Origin of the sequence: Actinomadura violacea (assembly GCF_017573465.1) — a bacterium.
Taxonomy (GTDB): Bacteria; Actinomycetota; Actinomycetes; order Streptosporangiales; family Streptosporangiaceae; genus Spirillospora; species Spirillospora violacea.
This window is the reverse complement of sequence record NZ_JAGEPF010000014.1, coordinates 270,208-294,203: the sequence shown is the minus strand read 5'-3', so window position 1 is coordinate 294,203 and position 23,996 is coordinate 270,208. Positions and strand designations below refer to the sequence as shown.

The following is a 23,996-nucleotide window of genomic DNA, read 5'->3' as shown; positions in this document are numbered from 1 at the left end:
CTTGATCACGCGGGCTCGTCGGCGGCGTCCGGGGCGCGGGCGGGGGCGCGCTGGGTCGGGTCGAGGAAGACGTGCCGGACGATCGGGACGCGCTCCTTGAGCCGCCGGTCGATCTCGCCCGCGACGTCCTCGGCCTGGTCGGCGCTGATGTCGTCGGAGAAGTTGACGCGTGCCGCGACGAGCAGCTCGTCCGGACCGAAGTGCATGGTGAGCAGGTCGTCGACGCCGGTCACGCCCGGCGCGGCGGCGATCTCGGCGCGGATCTCGCGCTGCGCGGCGGGGTCGGCGGCACGGCCGATGATCAGCCCCATGCTGTCGCGGCCGAGCACGAACGCGACGGCGACCAGCAGCAGGCCGATCATCACGGACGCCAGGCCGTCCCAGAACTGCGAGCCGGTGAGCTGCCGCAGGACGAGCCCGGCGGCGGCGAACGCGAGGCCGATCATCGCGGCGGTGTCCTCGAACAGCGCGGCCTTGAAGGTGACGTCGGGCGACCGGCGGACGTGGTCGACGATGTCGCGGCCGTTCTCGCGGGTCTCGCGGCGCGCCTGCGTGAACGCCCGGATCCAGGACGTCCCCTCCAGCACCGCGCCGAGCGCGAGGACGCCGTAGGCGACCCAGACGTCGCCCTCCGAGCCGCCGTGCCCGGTCATCGTGAGGACACCTTCGAAGATGGAGAAGCCGCCGCCGGCGACGAAGATGCCGAACGCGGCGAGCAGTGACCAGAAGTAGCGCTCGTTGCCGTAGCCGAACGGGTGCCGCCGGTCGGGCGGGCGCGCGCTGCGGCGCAGCGAGGTGAACAGGAACCCCTGGTTGAGGGTGTCGGCGACGGAGTGCGCCCCTTCGGCGAGCATCGCGCTCGATCCGGCGAGCATCCCGGCGATCAGTTTGGCGATGGCGAGGATCAGGTTCGCCGCCCCGGCGACGAGGACGGTCTTGGTCGTCTCGGCCCGGCTCATTCCGTCCGGGTACCCGGCGCGAATCTTGCTAATCCGGCCGTGTCGGGACAGATGCCTGACTGCCGGGCGGCGACGAAGTATTCCCCCCGCGCCACTTTGAAGCACCCCCGTCACAACTGAGACCCTGCCGGTATGAGCCAAGTGGTGGTGGCGTCCAACCGCGGGCCCGTGTCGTTCTCGCTGTCCGACGACGGCGCGCTGGAGATGCGGCGCGGAGGCGGCGGCCTCGTCTCGGGCCTCGCGGGCGTGGCATCCGGGCAGGACGTGCTGTGGGTGTGCGCGAGCCTCGGAGAGGCGGACCGGACGGCGGCGCGGCGCGCCCCGGACGGGCGGATCGACCTCGCCGGGCACGACACCGGCGGCGCGGCCGTCCGGATGCTGGACATTCCGGCGGCGACGTTCCACCGCGCGTACAACGCGGTCGCGAACTCGACGCTGTGGTTCGTCCACCACCTGCTGTACGACACCCCGCGCAGCCCGCACTTCGATGCGCGCGCGCGGCGCGACTGGCAGTCCTACGAGGCGTACAACGCGGCGTTCGCCGACGCACTGGCGCGGGACGCGGCGCAGGGCGCGAAGGCGGCGATCCAGGACTACCACCTGTCGCTGGCGCCGCGGATGCTGCGCGACCGGCGTCCCGACCTCAGGATCGTGCATTTCTCGCACACGCCATGGGCGCCGCCGGAGTACTTCCGTCTCCTCCCAGACGACATTGGTGCGCAGGTGCTACACGGCATCCTTGGCGCGGACCACGCGGGCTTCCTCACCGAACGCTGGGCGTCGGCGTTCCTCGACTGCTGCGAAGTGGTGCTCGGCGCACGCGTCGACCGTGTTGCTCGCACCGTCACATGCGAGGGCCATACGACGCGTGTAGGCGTCCACGGTCTCGGTGTCGACGGGACGGCGCTGCGCGAGCGCGCCGTACAGCAGGACGTGGCGGAGCGGGCGCGCGCGCTGCGCGACCAGGTGGGCGACCGCCAGCTCATCGTCCGTGTCGACCGGACCGAACTGTCGAAGAACATCGTGCGCGGCCTCGCCGCGTACCGCGAGCTGCTCACCAACCATCCGGAGTGGCGCGGACGCGTCGTGCACCTCGCGTTCGCCTACCCGTCGCGCTACGACCTGCCCGAGTACCGCGAGTACACCGCCGCCGTGCAGCGGATGGCCAAGCAGATCGCCGAGGAGTTCGCCACGGCGACGTGGGAGCCGCTGATCCTGCAGGTCAACGACGACTACCCGCGCTCGCTCGCCGCGTACGGGCTCGCGGACGTGCTGCTGGTGAACCCGATCCGGGACGGGATGAACCTCGTCGCGAAGGAGGGGCCCGTCTTGTCCGAGCGGGGCTGCGCGCTGGTGCTGTCACGCGAGGCGGGCGCGGCTGCGGAATTGGCGGAGGACGCGCTCGTGGTGAACCCCTACGACGTGTCGCAGACCGCGGAGGCACTGCACCAAGGGCTGCTGATGCCGCGCGACCAGCGGGCCGAGCGCTGCGCGCGCCTCGCGTCCGCCTCGACCGCGCTCCCGCCCCAGCGCTGGTTCGCCGACCAGCTCGCCGCGCTCGACTAACCGGCGTCCGGAGCGGAGCGCCAGCGGAGCGGAGGACGACGGTCAGTCGCCTTTGCCGGGGGCGTCCCCAGTCGGCGCCAGCTCTGTCGTGGGGACGGGGGCCGGGGGGAGGCGGCAGTCGACCGGGTTGCGTTCGTGCCGGCGCTGCCAGCGTTCGCGCAGGTCGGCCTTGCTGTGCGCCATGCGGCGGTGAGCGGCGGTGCGGGCGAAGCGGGCGAGCCGGGCCGGGGGCGGTTTCGGTAGGCCGCTGGGCTCGTAGCCGTACTCGGCGAGGCGGTCGCCGAACGCGGCCTCGGCGAGGCTGATCTCCCAGGCGTCCAGGCGCTGCGCCCAGGAGCCGACGAGGTCGGAGGTGACGGCGCCGCGGATGGGGCCGTGCCACTTCTTCTGCGGCGGGACGATGCGCTGCGCGAGGGACTGCGGGGCCGTCATCGCCGGGTGGAAGTCCTCGCCGAGGAACTCGCAGAGCCGCGGCAGTTCGTCGGCGGGGTCGGCGACGAGCCGCTCGTACTGCAGTTCGTAGAAGGCGTCGGGGCCGAGGCGGGCGGCGAGGCGGCGGCCGGTGTCGATCGCCTCGCGCCAGAGGGAGACGGCGTGGTTGAGGTCCTGGCCGTACCAGGGCACCTCCTTGAGGGACGCGACGCAGTCCCGGCCGTCGCGGACGAGGTGGACGAACTGGGCGTCGGGGAACATCCGCAGCAGCGCGCCGGCGTGCCGGATGTAGCTCGGCCGCTTGTCGCCCCAGCGGGCCTTGCCGTGCTGCCGGGCGTAGGCGCGGAAGACGGCGGCGATGGCGGAGCCGAGGGTGGGCGGCCCGGCGACGATCTCGTCGGCGACCTCGCGGGCGTCCAGGCCGAGGTCGCGGAACCGGGTGGCCGGCCGGGTGGTCAGCCAGTCGGCGAGGGCGCGCCTGTTCCGGCTGTCCTCGAGGTCACCGAACTGTGCCCGCGCCGCATAGGCGGGGAGCACGAACCGCGTCTCGGTCGGGAGCGCGATGCGCGGATGCGCGTGCAGCATGAGCCGCAGCAGCGTCGTCCCGGAACGCGGGCAGCCGAACACGAAGATCGGGCGTTCGGACGGGGTCTCGAGGCCGGATGACATGCACCGCATGGTGGCGGAGCGGGGGCCCCGGGACCCGGCGACTGAACGCACGGTTGCCGCCCGATTACCGATGCTTGACGGCGGCGACCTGCGGAGCCGGGAGCGACCGGGCGGTCAGGTGTAGGAGTCGCCGAGCGTCTGCCGGACCTGCTTGCGGGCCTCGTGGATGCGCGACTTCACCGTGCCGAGCGGCAGCTTCAGCTGCTCGGCGATCTCCGCGTACTCCAGCTGCGAGACGTCGCGGAGCACGAGGGCCTGGATGAGGTCCGGCTTGCGGGCCTCCAGGTCCTCCATGGCGTCCAGGATGTCGACGCGGGAGCCGGCGATGACGCTGGTGCGGCGCGGGTCGGGGCGCTGCTGCGGCAGCTCGCCGGCCTGCTCGACCGAGCGGCGCTTCAGCGACCGGTAGGTGGAGCGGGCGGAGTTGGCGACCACCACGTGCAGCCACGTGCTGAACCGCGAGCGCCCCTCGAACCGGTGGATGTTCCGCGCGACCTGCAGCAACGCGTCCTGGCAGGCCTCCTCGGCGTCCTGCCTGCAGGGCAGGAACCGGGCGGCGTGCCGCAGCACGTCCGGTTCGATCTTGCGCAGCAGCTCGTTGAGGGCAGCCTGATCGCCCTGGGCGGCTTTGACTGCCAGCTCTTCGGTCCGCTCATCGAATGCCATGCCGTGCCTTAATGCTCGTTCGCACACTCACCCCGTTTGTTGGGCATGATACGGGAGTGTCCTTCCCACCTACTGTCGGCCGTTACCGAATCGATCGCGTCCTGGGTTCCGGGGCGTTCGCCTCCGTGTGGCTGGGGCACGACGACGCGCTGGCCTCACAGGTCGCCATAAAAGTGCTGTCCGGGAGCCTCCTGGACGACCTCGACGTGCGCAATCGCTTCCTCGAGGAGGCGCGGATCCTGCGCCGCGCCGACTCCGAGCGCCTGGTGCGGGTGCACGACATCGGGGAGCTTCCAGACGGACGACCCTACTTCGTCATGTCGTACGCCGACCGCGGAACGCTCGCGGATCGGATGCGCGAACGGCCACTTCCGGTCAGCGAGGCCGTTGCGATGGCCGAGGAGATCGCGTACGGCGTCGAGGTGATCAACACGCTGGGCGTGATCCACCGCGACCTGAAGCCGTCGAACGTGCTCTTCCAGTCGACGCCGGACGGCGGCGAGAAGCTGCTGATCGCCGACCTCGGGCTCGCGAAGGCGCTGGCGCACGCGTCCGGGGCCTTCACGCTGCCGGTCGGCACCCCCGGGTACATGTCGCCGGAGCAGGCGCGGTTCGGCGGCGGGCTGGACGTGCGGGCCGACGTGTACGGCCTGGGCGCGCTGACCTACCACATGCTGACCGGACGGGCCCCGGGGCCGGCGCCGGTGAAGTCGCCGCCGAGCGAGCTGCGCGACGGACTGCCGCCGGCGTTCGACCAGGTCGTGCTGCGGGCGCTGGAGACCGAGCGGGAGAAGCGGTGGCCGACGGCGGAGGCGTTCGCCGAGGCGCTGTCGACGCTGCGGCCGACGCCCGCGCCGGGTCCCGCCGCACCCGGCCCGGCCGCCGCGGGTGCGGTGCCGCCGGCGCCGAAGATCGAGCCGGACGCGACCCTCCAGGACTTCTACCACGACGGGTCGCAGCAGGACCGTCCGCCCGCGCCGGCCCAGCCGCCCGGGCCCGGGCCCGGCCAGACCATGGCCGCGGGCCAGGGCCAGGGGCCGCCCCCGCCGGCGAACGTGCCGCCGGAGATGCGGACGCAGCTCGACCGGCCGCAGGACGACGACCGCACGTCGGAGATGCACCTGCCGGCGGGCGCCGGTGCGGCCCCCGGCGGCGATCGGACGATGCTGGACGAGCCGGCCGGGCGCAGCGACCCCCGCGGGCGGCCCGAGGCGCCGACCTCGCCCGACGAGGACCGGACGCGGTCGTTCGGCGGGGCCTCGTACCCGCCGCTCCCCCCGCCGGTGCCGCAGCCGCAGGACGGGGGCGACAACAAGACGGCCGTGTTCCCGACGCAGTCGCCGCCCCCGCAGGGCCTCCCGCAACAAGGCGCGCCGCAGCACGGCGCGCCGATGGGGCCGGGGCCGGGGCAGCAGTTCGGTCCGCCGCCCACCGGCTTCCAGCCGCCGGGCCCGGGCCCGGGCCCGGGTCCCGGCGCGGGCCAGGGGCAGAAGCAGGGCAAGTCGGGCGGCCTGCTCGGCAAGCTCAAGGGCGCCGGCGGAGGCGGGCCCCGTCCGGGCGGCCCCGCCGGCCCTGGCGGCGGCGGAGCGCCCCGCAAGTTCGTCACGCCGCTGATCATCACCGCGGTGGTGCTGGTGCTCGCGCTGGTCGTCGGGCTGGCGCTCGGCATGCTCTCCGGCGGCGGGGGCGGCAAGAAGAAGGCGGACAAGACGCCGAAGGTCCCGAAGGACTTCGTCGCGGTCGCCGACACGTCCGGCAAGATCAAGACGGCGGTGCCGAAGGCCTGGCCGAAGCAGCAGGAGCAGACCTGGGTGCCGACGACCGTGCACCTGAGCGACGCCGGGCCGCGCCCGGTGCTGCGCGCGACGCCGAACCAGCAGCAGTTCCTCGGGAACGGCGCCGGGCCGGGCGTGTTCATCGGCGAGACCACCGACGTCGCGCCGGGCCACCTGCCGCCGCCGAGCGCGGCCGTGCACCCGCAGTGCACCAAGGGCGCGCCGGAGAACTACACCAGCCCCGACGGGTCGCTGACCGGCACGATCACGCGGTTCACCGGCTGCAAGAGCGGGACGCCGACGGTCACCGAGGTCGGGCTCAAGGACAAGTCGGGCAAGTTCGGGCTGTGGATCCGGGTCAAGGAGACCGACAACCGGAACGCGACCAAGGACATCCTCGACAACCTGAAGGTCACGGGCCCCTGACCCCGGCGGGCGGGCGGGCGGCGCGTTCCGCGAGGAGCGCGGCGCTCGCCTCGTCCACCGGCAGGAACGCCTCCAGCCGCAGTTCGGCGACGGTGACGTCGGTGGCGGTCGCGAACGTGGTCATCGTCGTCATGAGCCGCAGGTCGCCGTCCGGGGTCCGCAGTTCCAGCGGGACGGCGAAGCCGAGCGCGCCGCCCGGGCCGGTGCGCGGGCCGACGTAGCCGGTCAGTTCGTCGTGGAGGGCGGCGAGGCGGTCGTCGGGGTCGCGGTCGTAGGCGTTGCGCAGGCCGTCCAGGACGTGCCGGGCCCAGTCCGCGAAGTTGGCGACGCGCGGCGCGAGGCCGTCCGGGTGCAGGGCGATCCGGTACGCGTTGACGGGCGGTTCGAGCAGTTCGGGCGCCATGCCCTCGGTGAGGACGCCGAACGCGGCGTTCGCGGTGACGAGGTCGCCGTGCCGGTCGACGACGAGCGCCGGGTACGGCATGTGCGCGGCCAGGACGTGCTCGATCGCGGTCCGGACGGGGGCGAGCGCGGGGTCGTCCAGGGACGTCCGCGGGTAGACGGGCGCGTAGCCGGCGGCGGTGAGCAGGTCGTTGCGCTCGCGCAGCGGGAGTTCGAGCGATTCCGCCAGCCGGACGACCATCCCCCGTCCCGGTTCGGAACGGCCGCTCTCCAGGAAGCTGAGGTGGCGCTGCGTCGTCCCGGCGCGCACGGCTAGTTCGAGCTGGCTGAGACGGCGGTGGCGGCGGCGCTCGCGTAGCGCCTGAGGGAAGCTCACAGGAGCAGTTGTAGCCGCGCCGTCGGTGTCTCTGCCATTCCCCGCAGGGAATTGCCGACGCGCGGAGGGCTTCGCAGGATGCGGCCCATGAACAACGACGACATCCGTATCGGCGTCCTGCTCCCGATAGGCAAGGCCCAGTGGGACGGGTCGGATCCGCGCGACCTCATCGGTTTCGCTGCGCGCGCTGAGCGTCTCGGCTTCGACTCCCTGTGGGTCAACGACGGCATCACCGAGTCGCGCATAGAGGCGCTGACGATGCTGGCCGCCGCCGCGTCGGTGACCGAGCGCGTGACGTTGGGGACGGCTGCGCTGATGGCCGTCCTACGGCGTCCCGTACAGGCGGCGCAGACACTCGCGTCGATCGACCTGCTCGCACGAGGGCGCCTTACGGTGACGGTCGGTGCGGGCTTTCCGGGCCGTTTCGGCAAGCCGATGTACGCCGCGTCCCAGGTTCCGTGGGAGAAGCGGTTCGCGCGGTTGGACGAGACCGTCGCGCTGTGGCGGCAGCTATGGCACGAGCCGGAGAACAAGGCTTTCCATGGCGAGCTGCTCCACTTCGACGACCTGCCCACCATGACGGCGCCGTTCCGCAAGGACGGCCCGCCAATCTGGCTGGCCGGCATAACACCGACCGCGCTGTCCCGCACGGGACGCATGTACGACGGGTGGCTCCCCTATCCGCCCGACCCCGCCGACTACAAGACCGCTCTGGCGGACGTTCAGCGCGCCGCAGAGGAGCGCGGGCGGGCTGCCGCCGCCGTGACCCCGGCCCTCTTCGCGTCCGTCCTCATCGAGGACGATCCCGGCGCGTGCCGCCGGACGCTGGAGCGGTTCGCCGTCTCCAACTACGGGCTGCCGCTGGACGAGGTCCGGAAGATCCAGGCGGTGGCGGCGGGCGGTGCCGAGGAGGTCGCCGCGCGGCTGGCGGCGTACACGGCTGCGGGCGCCCGGCACCTCGTCCTGCGGCTCGGCGCGACGGGCCTCAAGGAGATCAACGAGCAGCTCGACAGGGTCGCGGAGCTCCTGCCCCGCCTGCGCTGAGGCGCGCTCCGGAATCCGAGTGTTGCATCGCGAGCGTTTCCGATATATCGTTAATGCATCGCAACCGATCACGACCGTGTGGTCGGACCGACACTAAGGAGACTGCGATGCGTGAACACACGATGAGAAGGCGCGGTCCCGGCGGCTTCGGCGGCCCTGGAGGCTTCGGCGAGGCGGGCGGCTTCGGCGGCCCGGGCGGACCCGAAGGACGCGCGCGGCGCGGCGACCCGTTCGGCCCGTGGGGGCCCGGCGGCCCTGGATTCGGCCCTGGCGGCCCCGGCTTCGGCCCGGGACACCACGGGCGCGGCCGCGGCCGGCGCACCCGCCGCGGCAACGTGCGGGCCGCACTGCTCGCCCTGCTCAACGAGCGGGCGATGCACGGCTACGAGATGATCCAGGAACTCGACGAGCGCACCGGCGGCGTCTGGCGGCCGAGCCCCGGCTCGGTCTACCCGACCCTGCAGATGCTCGAGGACGAGGGCCTGGTCACGAGCCGGGAGGAGGGCGGCAAGCGGCTGTTCTCCCTCACCGACACCGGCCGCGAGCAGGCCGAGGCGCAGACCACCGCCCCGTGGGACGAGGTCACCGAGGCCGCCGGCGCGAACGTCCTGCGCGAGCGCGAGGCGTTCGGCCAGCTCCTCGGCGCCATGAAGCAGGTCATGGCCGTCGGCAGCGATGCCCAGAAGGCGCGCGCGCTGGACGTCATCAATGACGCCCGACGCCGCATCTACGGGATCCTCGCCGATGACCCCGAGGCCGAGTAGCCGCCCCGCGAGGGTCCGTGCCCGAGGGTGCTCTAACCCCTCGGCCGCGCGCCCCCAGGCAGGCCATCGGCCGGCGACGCCGTGACCGTCCCGCTAGTCCGGGCGGTCACGGCGTTCGCACGTCCGCGGTGTCCGGCTACTTGCCGCCGCTCGGGAACGGCACCTGCTTGGCGAGCTGGTCGGCCATGTACAGCTGCTTCCACACGTACAGGCCCATGTCCGCCTTCGTCAGCCGCCGCGCGACCGGCACGTCCACCGTCGCGCGGACCAGGTAGGACGCCCCCGGGGACAGGTACTTGTCGCCGCCGTCGCCCGGGACGAGGTCGCCGCCCGCGAGCCGCCGCACGACCTGGCTCTGCGTCGGCGGCGTGCACATGTCCTCCGGGACGCCCGCCTGCGGCATGCACCGCCCCTGCGCCGCCTTCGTGACGAGGGCGCGCTTGAGGAAGACGTCGCCCGGGAAGTCCAGCAGCACCTTGTGGTCGGTCGGGTTCGTCAGCACGTACTCGATGTAGGCGAACGACGTCCCGGTCGGCGGCGAGGACTGGAAGGTCGTCACCACGCCGTCGTCGCTGACGCCGCCGCCGACCGCCGCGAGCCGGTACTTCGACCCGTCCGCGGTGCCCACCTCGATGGGCGTCCCGGTGTGCGGCATCCGCGCCTGGCCCGTCGGCCGCTGCACCGCCGTGGCGGGCGCCGGCGCGCCGTCGCCGCCGCCCTTGTCGTCGTCGCCGCCGCGCGGCATCAGCACGACCCCCGCCGTGACCAGCCCCGCCAGGACCAGCACGCCGCCGGCGATGATGCCGCCGCGCTTGCGCTCGCGCTCCCGCCGCCGCTCCTGCCGCTCCAGGGCGCGCGACCCGAGCCGCACCTGGACGCCGCTGGTCTCCCGGGTGCCCATCGGCCCGGCGGACGGGTCCTCGCCCGTCTCGCCGCGCCTCGGGACGTCCCGCGCCGCGTAGTCGTCCTGCGCCGCCGGCACGCCGGACCAGGCCATGTCGCCCTGCGGGACCGGCTGCTGTGGACCCGTCTGCCGCCGTTCCGGGCCGGGCGCCGCGGGCTGCGGCGACGGCGCGGGCACCGGCCCCCACGGCCCCGACGGCGTCCCGCCTCCGGCCGCACGACCGCCCGGCACCTGACCGGACGGTGGCTGACCGGACGGCATCTGACCGGCCGGCGCCTGTGCGGCGGGCAGCTGACCGCTTGGAATCTGACCGGCCGGCGCCTGTGCGCTCGGCGGCTGCGCCGCGGGCGCTGGGGCCTGGCCGGTGTACGGCTGCCCGGCGTGCGGGCGCCCGGGGTACGGTCCGCCGGGCGCCGGCGGGTGCACGATCGGACGCACCGGAGCGCCGTGCGGGACGGGCGCGCCGCCGGCCCCCGCCGGAGCGCCGCCAGGCCGGACCGGCGTGCCCTGCGCCGGCGTCGCCGCCGGGGAGGGGAAGCCGCGCGGCGGCGTGTTCCTGATGTCGCCTGGACGGCGCGGGATTCCCGGATCCGTGTCCACCGTCCCCAACCTCCCCTGTCCCCTGCGTGGCCTCCCGATGAACCACACATACCGCAATCCACCATATTTTGGCGCAATTGGACGTCTGGTCTACGGGTGCCCCAAGAGTCACGCGAGATGCGACAAATCTGGTTACGGCACTTGTCACTCCGACGTGGAATCAGCGGTCGAGCAACGTCCCGAGCAGCTCGACGATCCCGTCCGGGCCGTCCACGACCAGGTCGGCGCGCTCGGCGAGCTCGGTCACCTCGTTCGAGCCGCTGCACACCGCGACGCCCGGCACGCCCTCGGCGCGCAGCGCGTCGACCGCGTCGAACGCGGCCAGATCGCCGAGGTCGTCGCCGGCGAACAGCACGGCGGACGGGGGCGCGCCGCGCTCGTCCGCGAACGCGTCGGCGAGCGAGCGCAGCGCCCGCCCCTTGTCCACACCCGGTGGACGCAGCTCAAGCACGAACCGGCCGGGCTCGACGGCGAGCCCGGTGCGTTCGGCGAGCGCCGCGATGATGCTGCGCAGCCGGTCGAGCGCGACCTGCGGCTCCGCGCAGCGCCGGGTGTGCACGACGAGCGCGTGCGTCTTGTCCTCGACGAAGATCCCGTCCGGCGCGCCCGCCGCCTCCAGCACGCCGGGCAGCTTCGCGCGCGCCTCGGCGATGCCGGGCGGCGGGTCGGGCTCGGTGAGCGCGCCGGACTCCCAGCGCTCCAGCCCGTACTGGCCGAGCACGACGAGCCCGTCGACGTCCTGCAGGCCGCCGTACTCCACGGCCACGCGCGCGGGCCGGCCGGTGATGATGGCGAGCACGCCCACCCGCGGGGCCAGCCGGGCCAGCGCCGGCGCGGCCCCCGGGTGGGCCCGGGCCGCGGCGGGATCGGCGACGATCGGCGCGAGGGTGCCGTCGAAGTCGAAGCCGAGCACGGCCCGGGACGGGTCGGTACGGATCGCGTCCAGGCCGTCGGCGCCGACGGCCGTCACAGAGCGGGGAGAGTTCACGCCGACCTATGGTGGTCGACTCAGGGCCGGATGCCGAGCCGCCGCGCGGCGCGCTGCCGCTGCCGCTGCGTCCGCATCCGGCGCAGGCGCTTGACCAGCATCGGGTCGCACTCGAGCGCCTCGGGCCGGTCGATGAGGATGTTCAGGAGCTGGTAGTACCGCGTCGCCGACATGTCGAAGTGCTCGCGGATCGCCTGCTCCTTGGCTCCGGCGTACCGCCACCACTGCCGCTCGAAGGACAGGATCCGGCGGTCGCGCTCGGAGAGCAGGTCGGCGGCCGGGAAGGCGGCGGCGTCCTCGATGCCGTCCTCGCCGGTCGCGGAGGGGTCGGTGGGTGGGTCGGTCACGCGTTTCAGGGCTGAGCCGTCGTCCATGCCGCCGTCCTCGGGGGGGACGTCGCCGGGGACGTCGCCGGGGGCGTTCGCCGCTCGCATCAGGTCCCCTCTGTGGTTACTGATCCCGGGTCGTCCGGGTTCGGCCGGGTGCCCATGCTACGCGTCCGGGCCGACATCGTCCGGCGGTTCGAGCGGAACGCGGGCCGGTGGTTCAGTGCACCACATCCCCGTTCACCTGCGGCTCTCCATTGTCCCGTGTCCCGCCGCCCACGCCGGGCACATCGGTCGCGGCAGTCCCGGAATCGGCCCGAACGACCTGGATAAAGAACGCATAAAGAACATATGCACCGTACAGCCGTTAGAGTTGGAGGCGCGCACCGCGCGCTGCTCGCGGTGCCGGGAAATCGAACGGGAGACCCTTGCATGGCGACGGACACGCCCCGCCACGAGACCGCAGGCTGGACCACGGTCCGAGGCGCCCGGTGAGCGGCGACCGGCCCGACCCCGTCCTCGCCGCCATCGGCGCCGCGCTGTTCCACCTGCGCCGGGTCTGGATCAAGCCCGACATGATGAAGCGGATCCGCGCGCGGACCCCCGGCAGTCCCGGCGGGCGGCCGCTGCAGATCTCGAACCTGATGGTGGTGAACGCCGTCGCCGCGCTCACCGACGAGCCGTCCGCCGAACCCGGCGCAGCCGCCGGCGACGGTGCCGGCGAGGCCGAGGTGAGCTGCGAGATCACCGTCGGCGCCGTCGCGGACCGGCTGGAGATCGACCCGTCCACCGCCAGCCGGCTGGTCGGGCACGCCATCGACGCCGGCCTAGTGTCCCGGCGCCCCTCCCCCGTCGACGCGCGCCGCGCCAACCTCGGGCTCACCGACGCCGGGCGGCGCGTCAAGCAGGTCGCCGACCGGTACCGGCGCGCCTACTACCACGGGCTGATGACCGACTGGACGGAGGCCGAGCGCGCCGAGTTCGCCCGGCTGCTGACCCGGTTCGCCGACGCCGCCGCCCGGGACCCGATGGACCCGGACGGCATCGACAAGATCTTCGAGGAGGCCGGCCTCGACTGAGGCCGCCTCGGGGCGGCCCTGGGCCGGTGCGGGCCGGCCGGGGCCCGTGTCCGCGGGTCAGCCGCCGTTGCGGAGCGTCGACTGCCGCATCAGGTACTCGTCCTCGTCGATCTCCCCGCGCGCGAACCGCTCGGCGAGGAGCGACTGCGCCTTCGCCATCGGGTCGGACGCGGCGTCGGACGCCGCGGCGTGCGCCGCCGTCCGGCGCCGGACCAGGTAGAGGCCGGTGCCGATCACGGCCAGCCAGAACAGCCCGAACATGATCGGGAAGATGGGCCAGTAGCCGGGGGCGCTGCCGTCGTGCCACGGGCCCGGGTGCGTCGCGAGCGTCGTCAACATGGTCATCGACCTTCCTGTGAAGCGGATGGTTCGATGCTGCGCGACGGGTTCGGGGGTGCGAATCGGACGGCGGGAGGCTCCCGCGCTACGCCCGCCGGAGTACGGCGCCGGCCCTGACGCTCCCGGCGCTCACCCTGGGGGCGGTGCTCACCACCAGGGCGGACGGTAGTCGTCGTCCTCGTTGGAGGAGTAGGGGCGGCGGGCCTGGCGGCCTGGGGTGTCGTCGTCGGCCGGGCCGGCGGGCGGGACGGGCGGCGCCGGCGGGACGGGCGGCGGGGCCGGGTGACCGGCGTCCTCCACCGGAGGTACGGCCGGAGGCGCGGCGGTGGGGGGCGGGTCCTGCGGCGCGGTGGGGTACTCGGGCTCGGGCAGGCCGGAGCCTTCGAGGGCGCTGCGCCGGAACCGCTCCCAGTCCTCGTCGTCGAGCGCTGCATCGTCGTCGGGCGCCGGGCCTGCACCGTTCGGTACTACGCCATTGGGCGGCGCACCATTGGGCGGGGCGCCGTTCGGCACCGACCCGTTGGCGCCGTTCATCCGGTCGCCGCCGTTGCCGAAGTCGTGCCCGTTGCGCGGATCGTGGCCGTTGCCCGGGTCGTGGCCGTTGTGGCCGTTCCCGTTCGTGAAGGCGCCGCCGTGGTCGTGGCCGTTGGCGGGACGGTCGTCGCGGAAGTGCCGCCCGTTCGGGGAGAAGCCCTCGACCGGGCCGGGAAGCGCGCCGTTCGGACCGCCGACGGGGAACTCGCCGACCGGGAACTCGCCCGGCACGAACGGGCGCAGCTCGCCCGTCATCACGGGAGGCCGCCGGGGCGGTTCGGCGTCGTCGCCGGGCGCGGCGGGCTGCCAGCGCGCGTCGTCCCACTGGTCCGGCGGCAGCGCGTGCTCCGGCACGTACGGCTCGGTCTCGGCGACCGGTTCCGGGACGGGCGGCATGCCCTGCGCGGGCGGTTCGGCGGGCGCGTCCGGGTATCCGGCGGGCGGCGGCAGGCCGGGGCCGGTGTAGGGGTGCGAGCTCTGGAACGGCGCGGTGTTGACCGGCGGGATGGGCGGCACCGCGACCGCCGCCCCCACATTGGACGGCGGCATCGCGGCGGGATCGGACGGCGCGCCGGGCAGCCGGTAGCCGGGCGTCGGGCCGTCGTCGAACCCGCCGTCGAACGGCTCGTCGCCGGGCGGGACGTCGTCCTCGTCGCCCGGGCGGCGGCGCTGCCGCCAGCCGAGGACCAGCCCGACCAGCACCAGCACCCCGCCGCCGCCGAGCACCAGCGGGAGCAGGACGCCGGAGTCCGCGGCCGGCGAGTCGGCGGCGGGCGACGCGCTCGCGGCCGGCGACGGCACCGCCTCCACCGGTCCCCGCGAGGTCTTGTTGAGCGTGTTCGCGGCGACCAGGGCGCGGACGGCGTCGACCGACCCGGCGCAGGTCGTCGAGCCGGTCGGGTGGCCGGTGCGGGCCGGCGAGCCCTGGATCAGCGCCTGCCGGACCTCCTCCGGGCTGAGCTTGGGGTAGCGGGAGCGGATCAGCGCGGCGACCCCCGCGACCATCGCCGACGAGGCGCTGGTGCCCGTCCCGACGACGTAGCCGTCGCTGGCGTCGGCGCTGACGATGTCGACGCCCGGCGCGCACACGGCGGCGTGCGAGTTGCGGTTGCTGTCCTTCCACAGGTGCAGCTTGCGGTCGAGCGCGCCGACCGCGATCACGCCGGGGTAGGCGGCGGGGAAGTTCTTGCGGTCGGCGCCGGAGCCGTCGTTGCCCGCCGACGCGATCAGCACGACGCCCTTGCTGAGCGCGTACTTGATCGCGTTCTGCTGCGGGGCGGTGCCGTTGTAGGCCTGCCGCCCGCCGCCGAGGGACATGTTGATGACGCCGGCGCCGTGGTCGACCGCGTACCGGATGCCGAGCGCGACGGCGTCGCGGGAGCCGGTGGTGGCCTGGGTGTCGGCCTTGCGCAGCGGGTCGTTGTTCTCCAGCGTCACCCGGACGGACAGCACCCGGCTCGCCGGCGCGATCCCGAGCATGCCCTGGGCGAGGCCGGGCCCGTGCCCGTGGCCGGCGATGATGCTGGCCATGGACGTGCCGTGCAGGCCCCAGTAGCGGCCGCCGGGGCGGCGCCCGCCGCCGGTCAGGTCGGGTCCGGTGACGACGCGTCCGGTGAGGTCGGGGTGGTTCTTGTCGACGCCGGTGTCGAGGACGGCGACGGTGACGTCGGCGCCCTTGGAGTAGTGCCAGGCCTTCTGCGCGCGCAGCACGGTCAGGTGCCATTCGCGGGCGCGGATCTGGTCGGTGGCCGTCCGCAGCGTCGCACCCGCCGCCGCGCCGCGGACGGACCGCGGCGCTTCGCCGGCCTCGTCGGTGACGAGCGCCGCGGGCACGGCCACGGCCGCGGCGAGGGTGAGGACGGTGAGCGCGGCGGTCGTGCGGGCGCCGGCCCGCGCCGACGGGCGCAGCCGCGCGATGCGGGGTGCCACGGCGGAGCGCAGGCGCGCCGCCGGACGCGCGCGCGGGGCACGGCGCCGACCGGCATGGCACACGCCGCCGCACCTCCCCTCGGCCGTCCGCCGTGGATCACGGCGCGATCTGACATTCTGCCACGCGATCGCCCGGCCGCCCGGGCGCCCGGCACATTCGCGGACGCTCCGGGACGGCGCGGGCCGCGCGTCCCGGAGCCGTTGCCAGCCGTGCCTTACCGACTGGTAACCAGGGTCCGGAACGGAATGTTAACCCGCCCGGGCGGGCGCGCCGTCCGCACCGGGCCGGCGGCGCCCGGTTCAGTGCGATCCGGCGCCCGTCAGCGCCCGCACCGACATGTCGTCGTACAGTGCCCGGTCCGCCTTCTCCCGCCCGAGGAAGGCCCCCGCGACCGCGCACAGGAAACCGATCGGTATCGACACGATGCCGGGGTTCTCCAGCGGGAACAGGTGGAAGTCGACGCCCTTCGGGAACAGCGCGAGGTTCTCCCCGGTGACCGGGTCGACCTTCCCCGACACGACCGGCGAGAAGAACACCAGCACCAGCGAGCTGATCAGCCCGCCGTAGATCCCGGCCGTCACGCCGGCCGAGTTGAACCGCCGCCAGAACAGCGTCAGCACGATCGCCGGGAGGTTCGACGCCGCCGCGATCGCGAACGCCAGAGCCACCAGAAACGCCACGTTCAGATTCCGCGCGACCACCGCAAGCACGATCGCCAGCGACCCGACCAGGAACGAGGCGAACCGCGCGACCGCGACCTCCTGCGACTCGCGCGGCCGGCCGAGCATCAGCACCTGCCCGAAGTAGTCGTGCGCCAGCGACGTCGACGAGGCCAGCACCAGCCCCGCCACCACGGCGAGGATCGTCGCGAACGCGACCGCGCCGATGAACGCCAGCAGGATGTCGCCGCCGACCCGCCCGCCGAGGTGCCGGCCGAGCTCCTGCGCGAGCTGCGGCGCCGCGGTGTTGCCGGACGGGTCCTGCGCGACGATCGCCTTCCGCCCGACCAGCGCCGCCGCCCCGAAGCCGAGCGCCAGCGTCATCAGGTAGAACACGCCGACGAGGCCGATCGCCCACGACACCGACGTCCGCGCGGCCTTCGCGTCGGGGACGGCGAAGAAGCGGGTGACGATGTGCGGCAGGCCCGCCGTGCCGAGCAGCAGCGCGATCGCCAGGCTGATGAAGTCGAGCTTGTTGACGATCGTCTGGTACGCGTCGCCCGGCACGTCCTTGCCGTACCGCAGGCCGGGGCGCAGGAACGCCTCGCCCTTCCCGCTGGCGTGCGCGGCGGACCCGAGCATCGAGCCGAGGTCGAAGCCGAACCGGGCGAGCACCATCCCGGTCAGCACCAAAGCTCCGGCCATCAGCAGCACCGCCTTGATGATCTGCACCCAGGTGGTGGCCTTCATCCCGCCGAACATCACGTAGCAGATCATCAGCGCGCCGACCACGACGATCGTGGCGGTCCGCGCGGTGCCCGCGGACATGCCGAGGAACTCCCGGCCGCGGTGGATGCCGAGCAGCAGCGACACCAGCGCGCCCGCCCCGACCATCTGCGCGAGCAGGTAGAACACCGACACGGTCACGGTCGACACGACCGCGGCGCGGCGCACCGGCGGCTGCCGCCGCACCCGGTGCGCCAGCACGTCCGCCATGGTGAACCGGCCGGCGTTGCGCATCAACTCGACCAGCAGCAGCGTCAGCAGCCACGCGACCAGGAACCCGATCGAGTACAGGAACCCGTCGTATCCGGACAGTGCGATGAGGCCCGCGATGCCGAGGAACGACGCGGCCGACATGTAGTCGCCCGCCAGCGCGATCCCGTTCTGCGCGCCGTTGAACGTCCGCCCGCCCGCGTAGAAGTCGTCGGCGCCGTTGGTGTTGGCCCGCGCCCACACCGTGATCCCGAGCGTGATGAGCACGAACACCACGAACAGCGTGCACGTCAGCGCCCGCCCGTCCAGCGCCGGCATCAGCGGGTCACCCCGTTCCCGAGGGCGGACGGGTGCCGGGACCGCAGGTCCTCGGCGAGCGGGTCCAGCCGCCGCCGCGCGTACGCCAGGTAGGCCCAGGCCAGCAGGAACGTCGACGCGAACTGCAGCACCCCGAGCAGCAGCGCCACGTTGACGTGCCCGGCGACCTGCCTCGCCATGAACCCGCGCGCGAACGCCGACAGCGCGACGTACACGGCGTACCACCCGAAGAAGGCGGCGGTGACGCCCGCGGCCGCCACCAGGAACCTCCGCCTGAGCAGCAGGAATCCGGGGTCCTGCGCGAGCGGCGCGTACCATCCCGGAGGGCCGCTGCGGCCCCGCCTATCCGTCCCGTCGCGCGACACCTTCGAGTCCCCGACCATAGTCCCCCCTAGACCCGACGTGACTCTATGTACTGATTTCGCTGCTCTATGAGATCAAAGATTGGCACGCCAGGGTGTCCACTTAGGCAGAAACGTGCACTGGCCCGCTCCGGCCAAGGAAGAGGGCGGGCACGAACGCGAGCGCGGTGAAGGCGAGCGACCACCAGAACGTGTGCGCGTACGCGGTGGACGGCGCGGCGCCGCCCGCGAGCTCGCGCTGCAGGACGACGGCGAGGACCGCGGCGCCGAGGCGGCTGCGGACGACCAGGCTGCCGAGCCCCTGCGGCGCGAGCAGCAAGCCCGCGGCCGCGGCGAACGTCCGCCGCCGGAAGAGCGGCAGGTCGATCGCGGGCTCCGGAGGCGCACTGACTCGATCCGGACGTGTTCGAGGTGATCCCGGACGCGATGTCGGTCATCCTGCGCCGCGCCGCCGACCGGGGCGAGGCCGCCCCCGGCGCGGTGAGCCCGCGGATCGCGCGGATGCCGGCCGACCTCGTCCGGCACGAGATGCCGCTCACGGACCGCCCGGTGCCGGACGAGATCGTGGACGAGCTGTTCCTCCCGCTGGTCCGGGCGCGGAGCCGGAACCTGCGGGACTGAACGGCACTGCGGCGGGGACGGCTACAAGCGCGTCCCGTTGACGACGATCGCGACGTCGACGTTGCCGCGGATCGCGCTGGAGTACGGGCACAGCCGGTGCGCGGCGCGTCCAAGGCCGACCGCCTCGGCATCGGCGAGCGACGGCAGGGTCACGTCGAGCACGACGCCCAGCTTGAAGGGTCCGCCGTCGGTGGGGATGAGCATCGCCCTCGCGTCGATCTCGGCGTCGTCCGCCGCGAGTCCCTTGCGCTGGCCGAGCACGCTCATCGTGGAGCCGAAGCAGGCCGCGTACCCGATGGCGAAGAGCTGCTCGGGGTTGACGCCCTCGCCGTCACCGCCCATCTCCTTGGGCAGGCGCAGGGTCACGTCGAGGCGGCCGTCGGCCGTCCGCCCGTGCCCGTTCCTGCCCCCGGTCACGCGCGCCTCGGCCGTGTAGGTCGGTGCCGTCATCACTCTTCCTTCCGGATAGAACTTTCTGAAAATGAACCTTAGACTTCAAAAACAGGAAGTCAATGTCTAGGATCGACCCGGAATCGACCACCGGAGGTGATCCATGCCGGAGACACGGTTCGGCTATCTGCTGCCGACGCGCGACCAGACGGTGTCGGGCGAGCACGCGCCGCGCCGCCTCGTCGAGCACGCCGTGCGCGCCGAAGCGCTCGGCTACGACTCGGTCTGGGCGGGCGACAGCCCCATAACCCGGCAGCGGGCGGACCCGCTGCTCGTGCTGGCGGCCGTGGCGCAGGCCACCCGGCGGGTCGAGCTCGGCACCGCGGTGCTGCTGCCCGCGCTGCGGCACCCGATCCTGCTCGCCCACCAGCTCGGCACCCTCGACCGGCTCAGCGGCGGACGGGTGATCGCCGGCATGGGCGCGGGCTTCCCGACCGAGGCCACCCAGGCGCAGTTCACCGCGCTCGGCGTCGACTTCGCGACCCGTGGCCGCAGGCTGGAGGAGTCGATCGAGGCGATGCGGCTGCTCTGGTCCGGGGAGGCCGTCTCGTTCAAGGGCGAGCACTACGCGTTCGAGGACGTGAGCATCGCGCCGCCGCCCGCCAGGCCCGGAGGCCCGCCGGTCTGGCTCGCGGGCGGCGGACCCGCGCTGCGCCGGGTCGCCCGCATCGCGGACGGCTGGCTCCCGTACCCGCCCGAGCACGGCGTCTACGCGGAGGAGGCCGGAACGATCCTGGAGACGGCGCGGCGGCCGGTCACCCCGGCCCTGTACGCGACGTTCTGCCTGGACGATGACCCCGAGCGCGCGCGGGAGATACTCCGCACGAGCATCGAGCGCTACTACAACGCGCCGCTGGAGTTCATCGCCTCCATCCAGGCGATGTTCGCCGGTACGCCGGAGGACGCCGCCGCCTGGTTGAACGGGTACGTCGCGGCGGGTGCCCGCCACATCGTGGTCCGTTTCGCGACCGATGATCACGAGTCCGCGCTGGAAGAGTTCGCCGGTCGCGTCCGTCCGCTCGTCGATGGGGAGACCCGCTCATGACCACGTTCGTTCTCGTCGCCGGCGCCTGGCACGGGCCTTGGGCCTGGGACCGGATGGTCCCGTTCCTGCACGACGCCGGCGCCCGCACGCTCGCCCCCGCGCTCGGCGAGGGAGACGTCGGCCTGCACGATCACGCGGACGAGGTCGTCGCGGCGCTCGACGGCACCGAGGACGGCGACGTCGTGCTGGTCGGGCACAGCTATGCGGGCCTGGTCGTCCGGGAGGCGGCCGACCGGCGGCCCGGACGCGTCCGCCGCGTGGTGCTGGTGGACGGCTGGGCCGGAGCCGATGGGACGAGCCTGTACGACCTGGCGCCGGCCCCGTTCGTCCAGGCGCTGCGCGACCGCACGTCGGACGGGCTGGTCGCCGTCCCGCCGCCCGCCGCGTTCGGCGTCGACGACCCGGACGACGCGGCGTGGCTGGCCGAGCGCATGCGCCCGCAGCCGGCCCGCACGTTCGAGGAGCCGACCCGCCTCACCGGCGCCGCCGACCGGATCCCCGGCACCGCGATCCTCTGCAGGCCGGCCGTCTACCCGTTCGAGCAGTGCGCCAAGGCGATCGGATACCGGGCGGTCCCGATCGACGGGCCGCACGACGTCATGCTGACCCGTCCGGGCGTCCTGGCCGGGCTGATCCTGGAGGCGTGCGCCTAGAGTGATCCGGTGGAGCAGCGGACCTACAACCAGTACTGCGCGACGGCGCGGACCCTCGACCTCGTCGGCGAGCGCTGGACGCTGCTGCTGATCCGGGAGCTGCTGACCGGCCCGAAGCGGTTCGGTGACCTGCAGGCGGGGCTGCGCGGGCTCGGTACCGGGCTGCTCGCGGCGCGGTTGAAGCACCTTGAGCGGGAGGGGCTCGCCGAGAAGGTGACGCTGCCGCCGCCCGCGCGTACCGCCGCGTATGCGCTCACCGAGGCCGGCGAGGAGCTGGGGCCGGCGGTGATGGCGCTGGCGCGCTGGGGTATGACGTGGGCGCTCGGCGAGCGGCGCGAGGGCGAGACGTTCCATCCGGGGTGGGCGGTGCTCGGCCTGGAGTCGTGCTTCGTCCCCGACGCGGCGGCCGGGCTGCACCTGGTGTTCGAGTTCCGCGTGGAGGACGAGGTGTTCCACGCGGCCGTCGACGACGGGACGGTCCGGATGGTGCACGGCCCGGCGCAGCGGCCCGACGCGTCGATCGCGATGAGCGAGGACGTGCTGGTCGCGATGGTGTCGGGCCGGTCGTCGCTGGGCGCGGCGATCGAGGCCGGCGACGCCGCGGTGTCCGGTGACACCGCGGCGCTCCGCCTGCTCCCCGGCCTTTTCCACATTCCGGCGCCGAAGTCGCGGAAGCCGGAGTGAGCCGCTACAGCGGCAGGCCGTAGCCCTCGCACTTGGGCTGGAAGCCGGGGGCGTTCGCGCCGAGCTGGTTGAGGACGTCCTGCAGGACGGGGCTGTCGTTGAACATCCCGACATGGCCGACATAGTCGTCCGGGCACTGGTCCTGGACGAGGATGTTCGTGACGGCGTCGCCCTTCAGCCACGCGTTGGTGTACGGGGTGACGACGATGTCGTTCTTGGTCTCGATGACGACGTACCGCGGCCCGGGGACGGTGTCGCCGTCGCCGAACAGCGCGTTCTGGAAGTCCGAGCCCTGCTCCTGCTGGACGAGCCCGGGCGCACCCGCCTCGGTGAGGGTCTGGTTGGCGAAACCGAGCAGGTTCAGGGTCTTGCCGAGGTCGAGGATGCCGTCGATGGTCGTCCCGTGGTTGCTGGGCGCCAGCGCGACGAAGGTGCGGACCTTGGCGGCGCCGCCGAGCCGCTTGAGGTAGTAGTTCGGCATCATCCCGCCCTGGGAGTGCCCGACGAGGTCGACCTGCTTGGCGCCGGTCGCGGCAAGGACCTTGTCGACGAAGGCGTCCAGGGTCTTGGCGGATTCGGCGATGTCACCGAGGCCGCCGATGCGGTCGAACGACAACTGCGTCATGCCGTAGTTGAAGCCGAAGACGCAGTAGCCCTCGTTCGCCAGCATCGGCGACAGCACGCTCCAGTTGGTGCCGAGGTTCACGAAGGTGGCGTGGACGAGCACGACGGGGGTCGGGTGCTCGGCGCTCGGCTTGCAGTTCCAGTCGTTGGCGCCGGCGACCGCGTCGGGACTGTTGAAGAAGTTCACCAGGGACGTCCCGATGTCGCCGGGCGGGTACTTGTCGGCCGCCTGGGCCGGTGCCGCGACCGCGGCGGTGCCGAGCAGCGACGCGAGGGCCGCCGCGGCCAGGCCGCGCAGGGCCGCCCGCGCGGGACGGCGGGTGAACGGGGTCTTCACAGGGGGCCTCCCGGGGTGGAGGCGGCAAGCACCCGCTTACCGCCGCTCCCGGAATGTAGAGGCGCCCGGCGCCTTTTGCCAAGACCCCTTTTCGATTTGCCGTCCAGTTAGCGCGCGGGCGGCCATCGGCGGGAGACCCGCATCGGCACCGGGCGCGCCGGCCGCAGCGTCACCTCCGCCCGCGACGGGACCGCGACACCCGGCGCGAGATCGAGCCGGACGGACCGGCTGATCAGCGCGAGCACCAGCACCGCCTCCATCATCGCGAAGCCCGACCCCACGCAGATCCGCCGCCCGCCGCCGAACGGCAGGTAGGCGTGGCGCGGACGGTCCTGCTCGCCGAGGAACCGCTCCGGCCGGAACCCCTCCGGATCCGGCCACAGGTCCGGGTTGCGGTGCAGCAGGTAAGGCGAGATCGCCACCGTCGACCCGGCCGTCACCACCGTGCCCGCGACGTCGTCGTCGGCGACCGCGTCCCGCTCGATCGTCCATGCGGGCGGGTAGAGCCGCATCGACTCCGACAGGACGGCCCGCGTCCACGGCAGGCGGTCCAGGTCGGCGGCGTCCGGATCCCGGCCCGCGAGGACCTCGTCGACCTCCGCCTCCACCCGGTCGCGCGCCGCCGGATACCGCGACAGCAGGATCAGCGTCCAGGTCAGCGCGGCCGCGGTCGTCTCGTGCCCGGCGAGCAGCAGCGTCAGCACCTCGTCGCGCAGCTCCGCGTCCGACAGCGGCGGATCACCGTCGCGCATCAGCAGGTCCAGCAGGTCCGGCTCCGCGCCGGGGCCCGCCGCCCGGCGCTCGTCGATCACCCGCCGGACCATCCCGTCGAGCTGCGCGCCCGCCCGCTGCGCGCCCGGCACCAGCCGGAACGCCCGGCGCAGCCCCGCGTCGCCCAGGAACGTCGCGCCGAGCCCGATCACCGCGCTGCGCTGCAGGTCGGCGAGCGCCCGGCCGGTCGCGTCGGACTCCCCAGCGAGGTCGCTGCCGAACAGCACCCGCCCGACGATGTCCAGCGTGATGCGGCGCATGTGCGCGGCGGCGTCGAGCAGCACCCCGTCCGGCCACCGCCCGACCGACCGCGCCGCGGCCTCCGCCATCCCGGGCGCGAACGCGCTGACGTGCCGCTGCGCGAAGACCGGCTGGACGAGCCGCCGGTGCCGCCGCCACGTCTCGCCCTCGCTGGTCAGCAGCCCGTCGCCGAGGAACACCCGCAGCGGCCGGTACGTGAACGCCTTGACGTAGCCGTCCTGCTTCGCGACGAGGACGTGCTCGGCGTGCTCCGGCCGCGACAGCAGGTACAGCGCCCGCCTCCGGTCGCGCGGGAGGCGCACCGCGTCGCCGTACCGGCGGAAGAGCCCGCCGTAGGCGTCCATCGGATCGCGCATCATCCGCGCCCACCAGCGCGCCGCCTCCAGCCCGGTCGGCCCGGCCGCCCCGCCCTTTGCGTCCGTCATGGTCGCCTCCC

At 73.8% G+C, this 23,996-nt stretch carries 24 protein-coding genes; 9 read left to right on the top strand and 15 right to left on the bottom strand.

Going from position 1 to position 23,996, the window contains the following annotated elements:
• Positions 1 to 5: 5 nt before the first annotated feature.
• On the bottom strand, positions 6 to 959 hold the full coding sequence (locus J4709_RS23955) for a cation diffusion facilitator family transporter (RefSeq protein WP_208244010.1): 954 nt from the start codon (positions 957 to 959) through the stop codon (positions 6 to 8).
• A 132-nt stretch (positions 960 to 1,091) separates the two neighbouring features.
• On the opposite strand from J4709_RS23955, the gene J4709_RS23950 reads away from it, so the two are divergent.
• Entirely contained in the window at positions 1,092 to 2,525 is a 1,434-nt protein-coding gene (locus J4709_RS23950; RefSeq protein WP_208244009.1) for an alpha,alpha-trehalose-phosphate synthase (UDP-forming), read from the top strand.
• Between the two features lie 42 nt (positions 2,526 to 2,567).
• On the opposite strand, the gene J4709_RS23945 is transcribed toward J4709_RS23950, so the two are convergent.
• Together J4709_RS23945 and J4709_RS23940 are read right to left on the bottom strand one after the other, a co-directional pair.
• A complete protein-coding gene (locus tag J4709_RS23945) occupies positions 2,568 to 3,626 on the bottom strand; it encodes a sulfotransferase family protein (RefSeq protein WP_232383931.1) in 1,059 nt (352 codons plus the stop codon).
• Between the two features lie 114 nt (positions 3,627 to 3,740).
• A complete protein-coding gene (locus tag J4709_RS23940; protein WP_208244007.1) occupies positions 3,741 to 4,292 on the bottom strand; it encodes an RNA polymerase sigma factor in 552 nt (183 codons plus the stop codon).
• Between the two features lie 125 nt (positions 4,293 to 4,417).
• Here J4709_RS23940 and J4709_RS23935 point away from each other — a divergent pair, with 125 nt between their 5' ends.
• Positions 4,418 to 6,493, top strand: coding sequence for a serine/threonine-protein kinase (locus J4709_RS23935; protein ID WP_372442140.1), 2,076 nt, complete (start codon positions 4,418 to 4,420; stop codon positions 6,491 to 6,493).
• Here the strand turns inward: J4709_RS23935 and J4709_RS23930 are convergent.
• Positions 6,480 to 7,271 carry a helix-turn-helix transcriptional regulator gene (locus J4709_RS23930; protein ID WP_208244005.1) on the bottom strand — a complete coding sequence of 264 codons (792 nt, stop codon included), beginning with the start codon at positions 7,269 to 7,271 and terminating at the stop codon, positions 6,480 to 6,482. The two genes, J4709_RS23935 and J4709_RS23930, sit on opposite strands and share 14 nt — an antisense overlap.
• Before the next feature lie 87 nt (positions 7,272 to 7,358).
• Here J4709_RS23930 and J4709_RS23925 point away from each other — a divergent pair, with 87 nt between their 5' ends.
• Both J4709_RS23925 and J4709_RS23920 read left to right on the top strand, forming a co-directional pair.
• Positions 7,359 to 8,315, top strand: a complete 957-nt coding sequence (locus J4709_RS23925; protein ID WP_208244004.1) for an LLM class flavin-dependent oxidoreductase — start codon at positions 7,359 to 7,361, stop codon at positions 8,313 to 8,315.
• A gap of 107 nt (positions 8,316 to 8,422) precedes the next feature.
• Positions 8,423 to 9,079, top strand: a complete 657-nt coding sequence (locus J4709_RS23920) for a PadR family transcriptional regulator (RefSeq protein ID WP_232383929.1) — start codon at positions 8,423 to 8,425, stop codon at positions 9,077 to 9,079.
• A gap of 136 nt (positions 9,080 to 9,215) precedes the next feature.
• Here the strand turns inward: J4709_RS23920 and J4709_RS23915 are convergent, their stop codons facing one another.
• The 3 genes from J4709_RS23915 to J4709_RS23905 form a co-directional block, all read right to left on the bottom strand.
• On the bottom strand, positions 9,216 to 10,214 hold the full coding sequence (locus tag J4709_RS23915; protein WP_208244003.1) for a hypothetical protein: 999 nt from the start codon (positions 10,212 to 10,214) through the stop codon (positions 9,216 to 9,218).
• Between the two features lie 529 nt (positions 10,215 to 10,743).
• Positions 10,744 to 11,571, bottom strand: coding sequence for a trehalose-phosphatase (gene otsB / locus J4709_RS23910; protein ID WP_307801478.1), 828 nt, complete (start codon positions 11,569 to 11,571; stop codon positions 10,744 to 10,746).
• Between the two features lie 20 nt (positions 11,572 to 11,591).
• Complete coding sequence (locus J4709_RS23905) at positions 11,592 to 11,945, bottom strand: DUF3263 domain-containing protein (RefSeq protein WP_208244051.1); 354 nt, start codon at positions 11,943 to 11,945, stop codon at positions 11,592 to 11,594.
• Between the two features lie 443 nt (positions 11,946 to 12,388).
• Between J4709_RS23905 and J4709_RS23900 the strand changes: the two genes are divergently transcribed.
• Positions 12,389 to 12,976, top strand: a complete 588-nt coding sequence (locus tag J4709_RS23900) for a MarR family winged helix-turn-helix transcriptional regulator (protein WP_307801477.1) — start codon at positions 12,389 to 12,391, stop codon at positions 12,974 to 12,976.
• A 57-nt stretch (positions 12,977 to 13,033) separates the two neighbouring features.
• Here J4709_RS23900 and J4709_RS23895 read toward each other — a convergent pair whose 3' ends face one another.
• The 5 genes from J4709_RS23895 to J4709_RS23875 form a co-directional block, all read right to left on the bottom strand.
• Positions 13,034 to 13,321 (bottom strand): SHOCT domain-containing protein, encoded by a 288-nt coding sequence (locus J4709_RS23895; RefSeq protein ID WP_208244002.1) that lies wholly within the window; start codon positions 13,319 to 13,321, stop codon positions 13,034 to 13,036.
• A 141-nt stretch (positions 13,322 to 13,462) separates the two neighbouring features.
• Positions 13,463 to 15,778, bottom strand: coding sequence for a S8 family serine peptidase (locus tag J4709_RS23890; RefSeq protein WP_208244001.1), 2,316 nt, complete (start codon positions 15,776 to 15,778; stop codon positions 13,463 to 13,465).
• Positions 15,779 to 16,078: 300 nt separating this feature from the next.
• Positions 16,079 to 17,752, bottom strand: coding sequence for a monocarboxylic acid transporter (locus J4709_RS23885; protein WP_208244000.1), 1,674 nt, complete (start codon positions 17,750 to 17,752; stop codon positions 16,079 to 16,081).
• Positions 17,752 to 18,135 (bottom strand): DUF485 domain-containing protein, encoded by a 384-nt coding sequence (locus J4709_RS23880; RefSeq protein WP_208243999.1) that lies wholly within the window; start codon positions 18,133 to 18,135, stop codon positions 17,752 to 17,754. The genes J4709_RS23885 and J4709_RS23880 overlap by 1 nt, the downstream gene beginning before the upstream one ends.
• A gap of 82 nt (positions 18,136 to 18,217) precedes the next feature.
• Positions 18,218 to 18,433, bottom strand: a complete 216-nt coding sequence (locus tag J4709_RS23875) for a hypothetical protein (RefSeq protein WP_208243998.1) — start codon at positions 18,431 to 18,433, stop codon at positions 18,218 to 18,220.
• 83 nt (positions 18,434 to 18,516) lie between these two features.
• Here J4709_RS23875 and J4709_RS23870 point away from each other — a divergent pair, with 83 nt between their 5' ends.
• Positions 18,517 to 18,735: a TetR/AcrR family transcriptional regulator C-terminal ligand-binding domain-containing protein gene (locus J4709_RS23870; protein ID WP_307801476.1), complete on the top strand. Its 219-nt coding sequence runs from the start codon at positions 18,517 to 18,519 to the stop codon at positions 18,733 to 18,735.
• A 21-nt stretch (positions 18,736 to 18,756) separates the two neighbouring features.
• Here J4709_RS23870 and J4709_RS23865 read toward each other — a convergent pair whose 3' ends face one another.
• Entirely contained in the window at positions 18,757 to 19,185 is a 429-nt protein-coding gene (locus J4709_RS23865) for an organic hydroperoxide resistance protein (protein WP_208243997.1), read from the bottom strand.
• A 103-nt stretch (positions 19,186 to 19,288) separates the two neighbouring features.
• On the opposite strand from J4709_RS23865, the gene J4709_RS23860 reads away from it, so the two are divergent.
• The 3 genes from J4709_RS23860 to J4709_RS55705 are packed head-to-tail and all read left to right on the top strand — an operon-like array spanning position 19,289 to position 21,567.
• Entirely contained in the window at positions 19,289 to 20,230 is a 942-nt protein-coding gene (locus J4709_RS23860) for an LLM class flavin-dependent oxidoreductase (protein ID WP_208243996.1), read from the top strand.
• Entirely contained in the window at positions 20,227 to 20,883 is a 657-nt protein-coding gene (locus J4709_RS23855) for an esterase/lipase family protein (RefSeq protein ID WP_208243995.1), read from the top strand. Before J4709_RS23860 ends, J4709_RS23855 begins: the two co-directional genes overlap by 4 nt.
• A gap of 9 nt (positions 20,884 to 20,892) precedes the next feature.
• The gene (locus tag J4709_RS55705; protein WP_208243994.1) at positions 20,893 to 21,567 is read left to right on the top strand and encodes a winged helix-turn-helix transcriptional regulator; all 675 of its coding nucleotides are present in this window, start codon (positions 20,893 to 20,895) and stop codon (positions 21,565 to 21,567) included.
• Positions 21,568 to 21,571: 4 nt separating this feature from the next.
• On the opposite strand, the gene J4709_RS23845 is transcribed toward J4709_RS55705, so the two are convergent.
• Both J4709_RS23845 and J4709_RS23840 read right to left on the bottom strand, forming a co-directional pair.
• Positions 21,572 to 22,528, bottom strand: a complete 957-nt coding sequence (locus J4709_RS23845) for an esterase/lipase family protein (RefSeq protein ID WP_307801475.1) — start codon at positions 22,526 to 22,528, stop codon at positions 21,572 to 21,574.
• 107 nt (positions 22,529 to 22,635) lie between these two features.
• The gene (locus J4709_RS23840) at positions 22,636 to 23,985 is read right to left on the bottom strand and encodes a cytochrome P450 (RefSeq protein WP_208243993.1); all 1,350 of its coding nucleotides are present in this window, start codon (positions 23,983 to 23,985) and stop codon (positions 22,636 to 22,638) included.
• Between the last annotated feature and the right edge of the window lie 11 nt (positions 23,986 to 23,996).

Excerpts from the sequence above, each read along its gene's own strand:
- J4709_RS23955 (WP_208244010.1), bottom strand. The coding sequence starts at position 959 with ATGAGCCGGGCCGAGACGACCAAGACCGTCCTCGTCGCCGGGGCGGCG.
- J4709_RS23950 (WP_208244009.1), top strand. The coding sequence starts at position 1,092 with ATGAGCCAAGTGGTGGTGGCGTCCAACCGCGGGCCCGTGTCGTTCTCG.
- J4709_RS23945 (WP_232383931.1), bottom strand. The coding sequence starts at position 3,626 with ATGTCATCCGGCCTCGAGACCCCGTCCGAACGCCCGATCTTCGTGTTC.
- J4709_RS23940 (WP_208244007.1), bottom strand. The coding sequence starts at position 4,292 with ATGGCATTCGATGAGCGGACCGAAGAGCTGGCAGTCAAAGCCGCCCAG.
- J4709_RS23925 (WP_208244004.1), top strand. The coding sequence starts at position 7,359 with ATGAACAACGACGACATCCGTATCGGCGTCCTGCTCCCGATAGGCAAG.
- J4709_RS23920 (WP_232383929.1), top strand. The coding sequence starts at position 8,423 with ATGCGTGAACACACGATGAGAAGGCGCGGTCCCGGCGGCTTCGGCGGC.
- J4709_RS23905 (WP_208244051.1), bottom strand. The coding sequence starts at position 11,945 with ATGGACGACGGCTCAGCCCTGAAACGCGTGACCGACCCACCCACCGAC.
- J4709_RS23895 (WP_208244002.1), bottom strand. The coding sequence starts at position 13,321 with ATGACCATGTTGACGACGCTCGCGACGCACCCGGGCCCGTGGCACGAC.
- J4709_RS23885 (WP_208244000.1), bottom strand. The coding sequence starts at position 17,752 with ATGCCGGCGCTGGACGGGCGGGCGCTGACGTGCACGCTGTTCGTGGTG.
- J4709_RS23880 (WP_208243999.1), bottom strand. The coding sequence starts at position 18,135 with ATGGTCGGGGACTCGAAGGTGTCGCGCGACGGGACGGATAGGCGGGGC.
- J4709_RS23865 (WP_208243997.1), bottom strand. The coding sequence starts at position 19,185 with ATGACGGCACCGACCTACACGGCCGAGGCGCGCGTGACCGGGGGCAGG.
- J4709_RS23860 (WP_208243996.1), top strand. The coding sequence starts at position 19,289 with ATGCCGGAGACACGGTTCGGCTATCTGCTGCCGACGCGCGACCAGACG.
- J4709_RS23855 (WP_208243995.1), top strand. The coding sequence starts at position 20,227 with ATGACCACGTTCGTTCTCGTCGCCGGCGCCTGGCACGGGCCTTGGGCC.
- J4709_RS23840 (WP_208243993.1), bottom strand. The coding sequence starts at position 23,985 with ATGACGGACGCAAAGGGCGGGGCGGCCGGGCCGACCGGGCTGGAGGCG.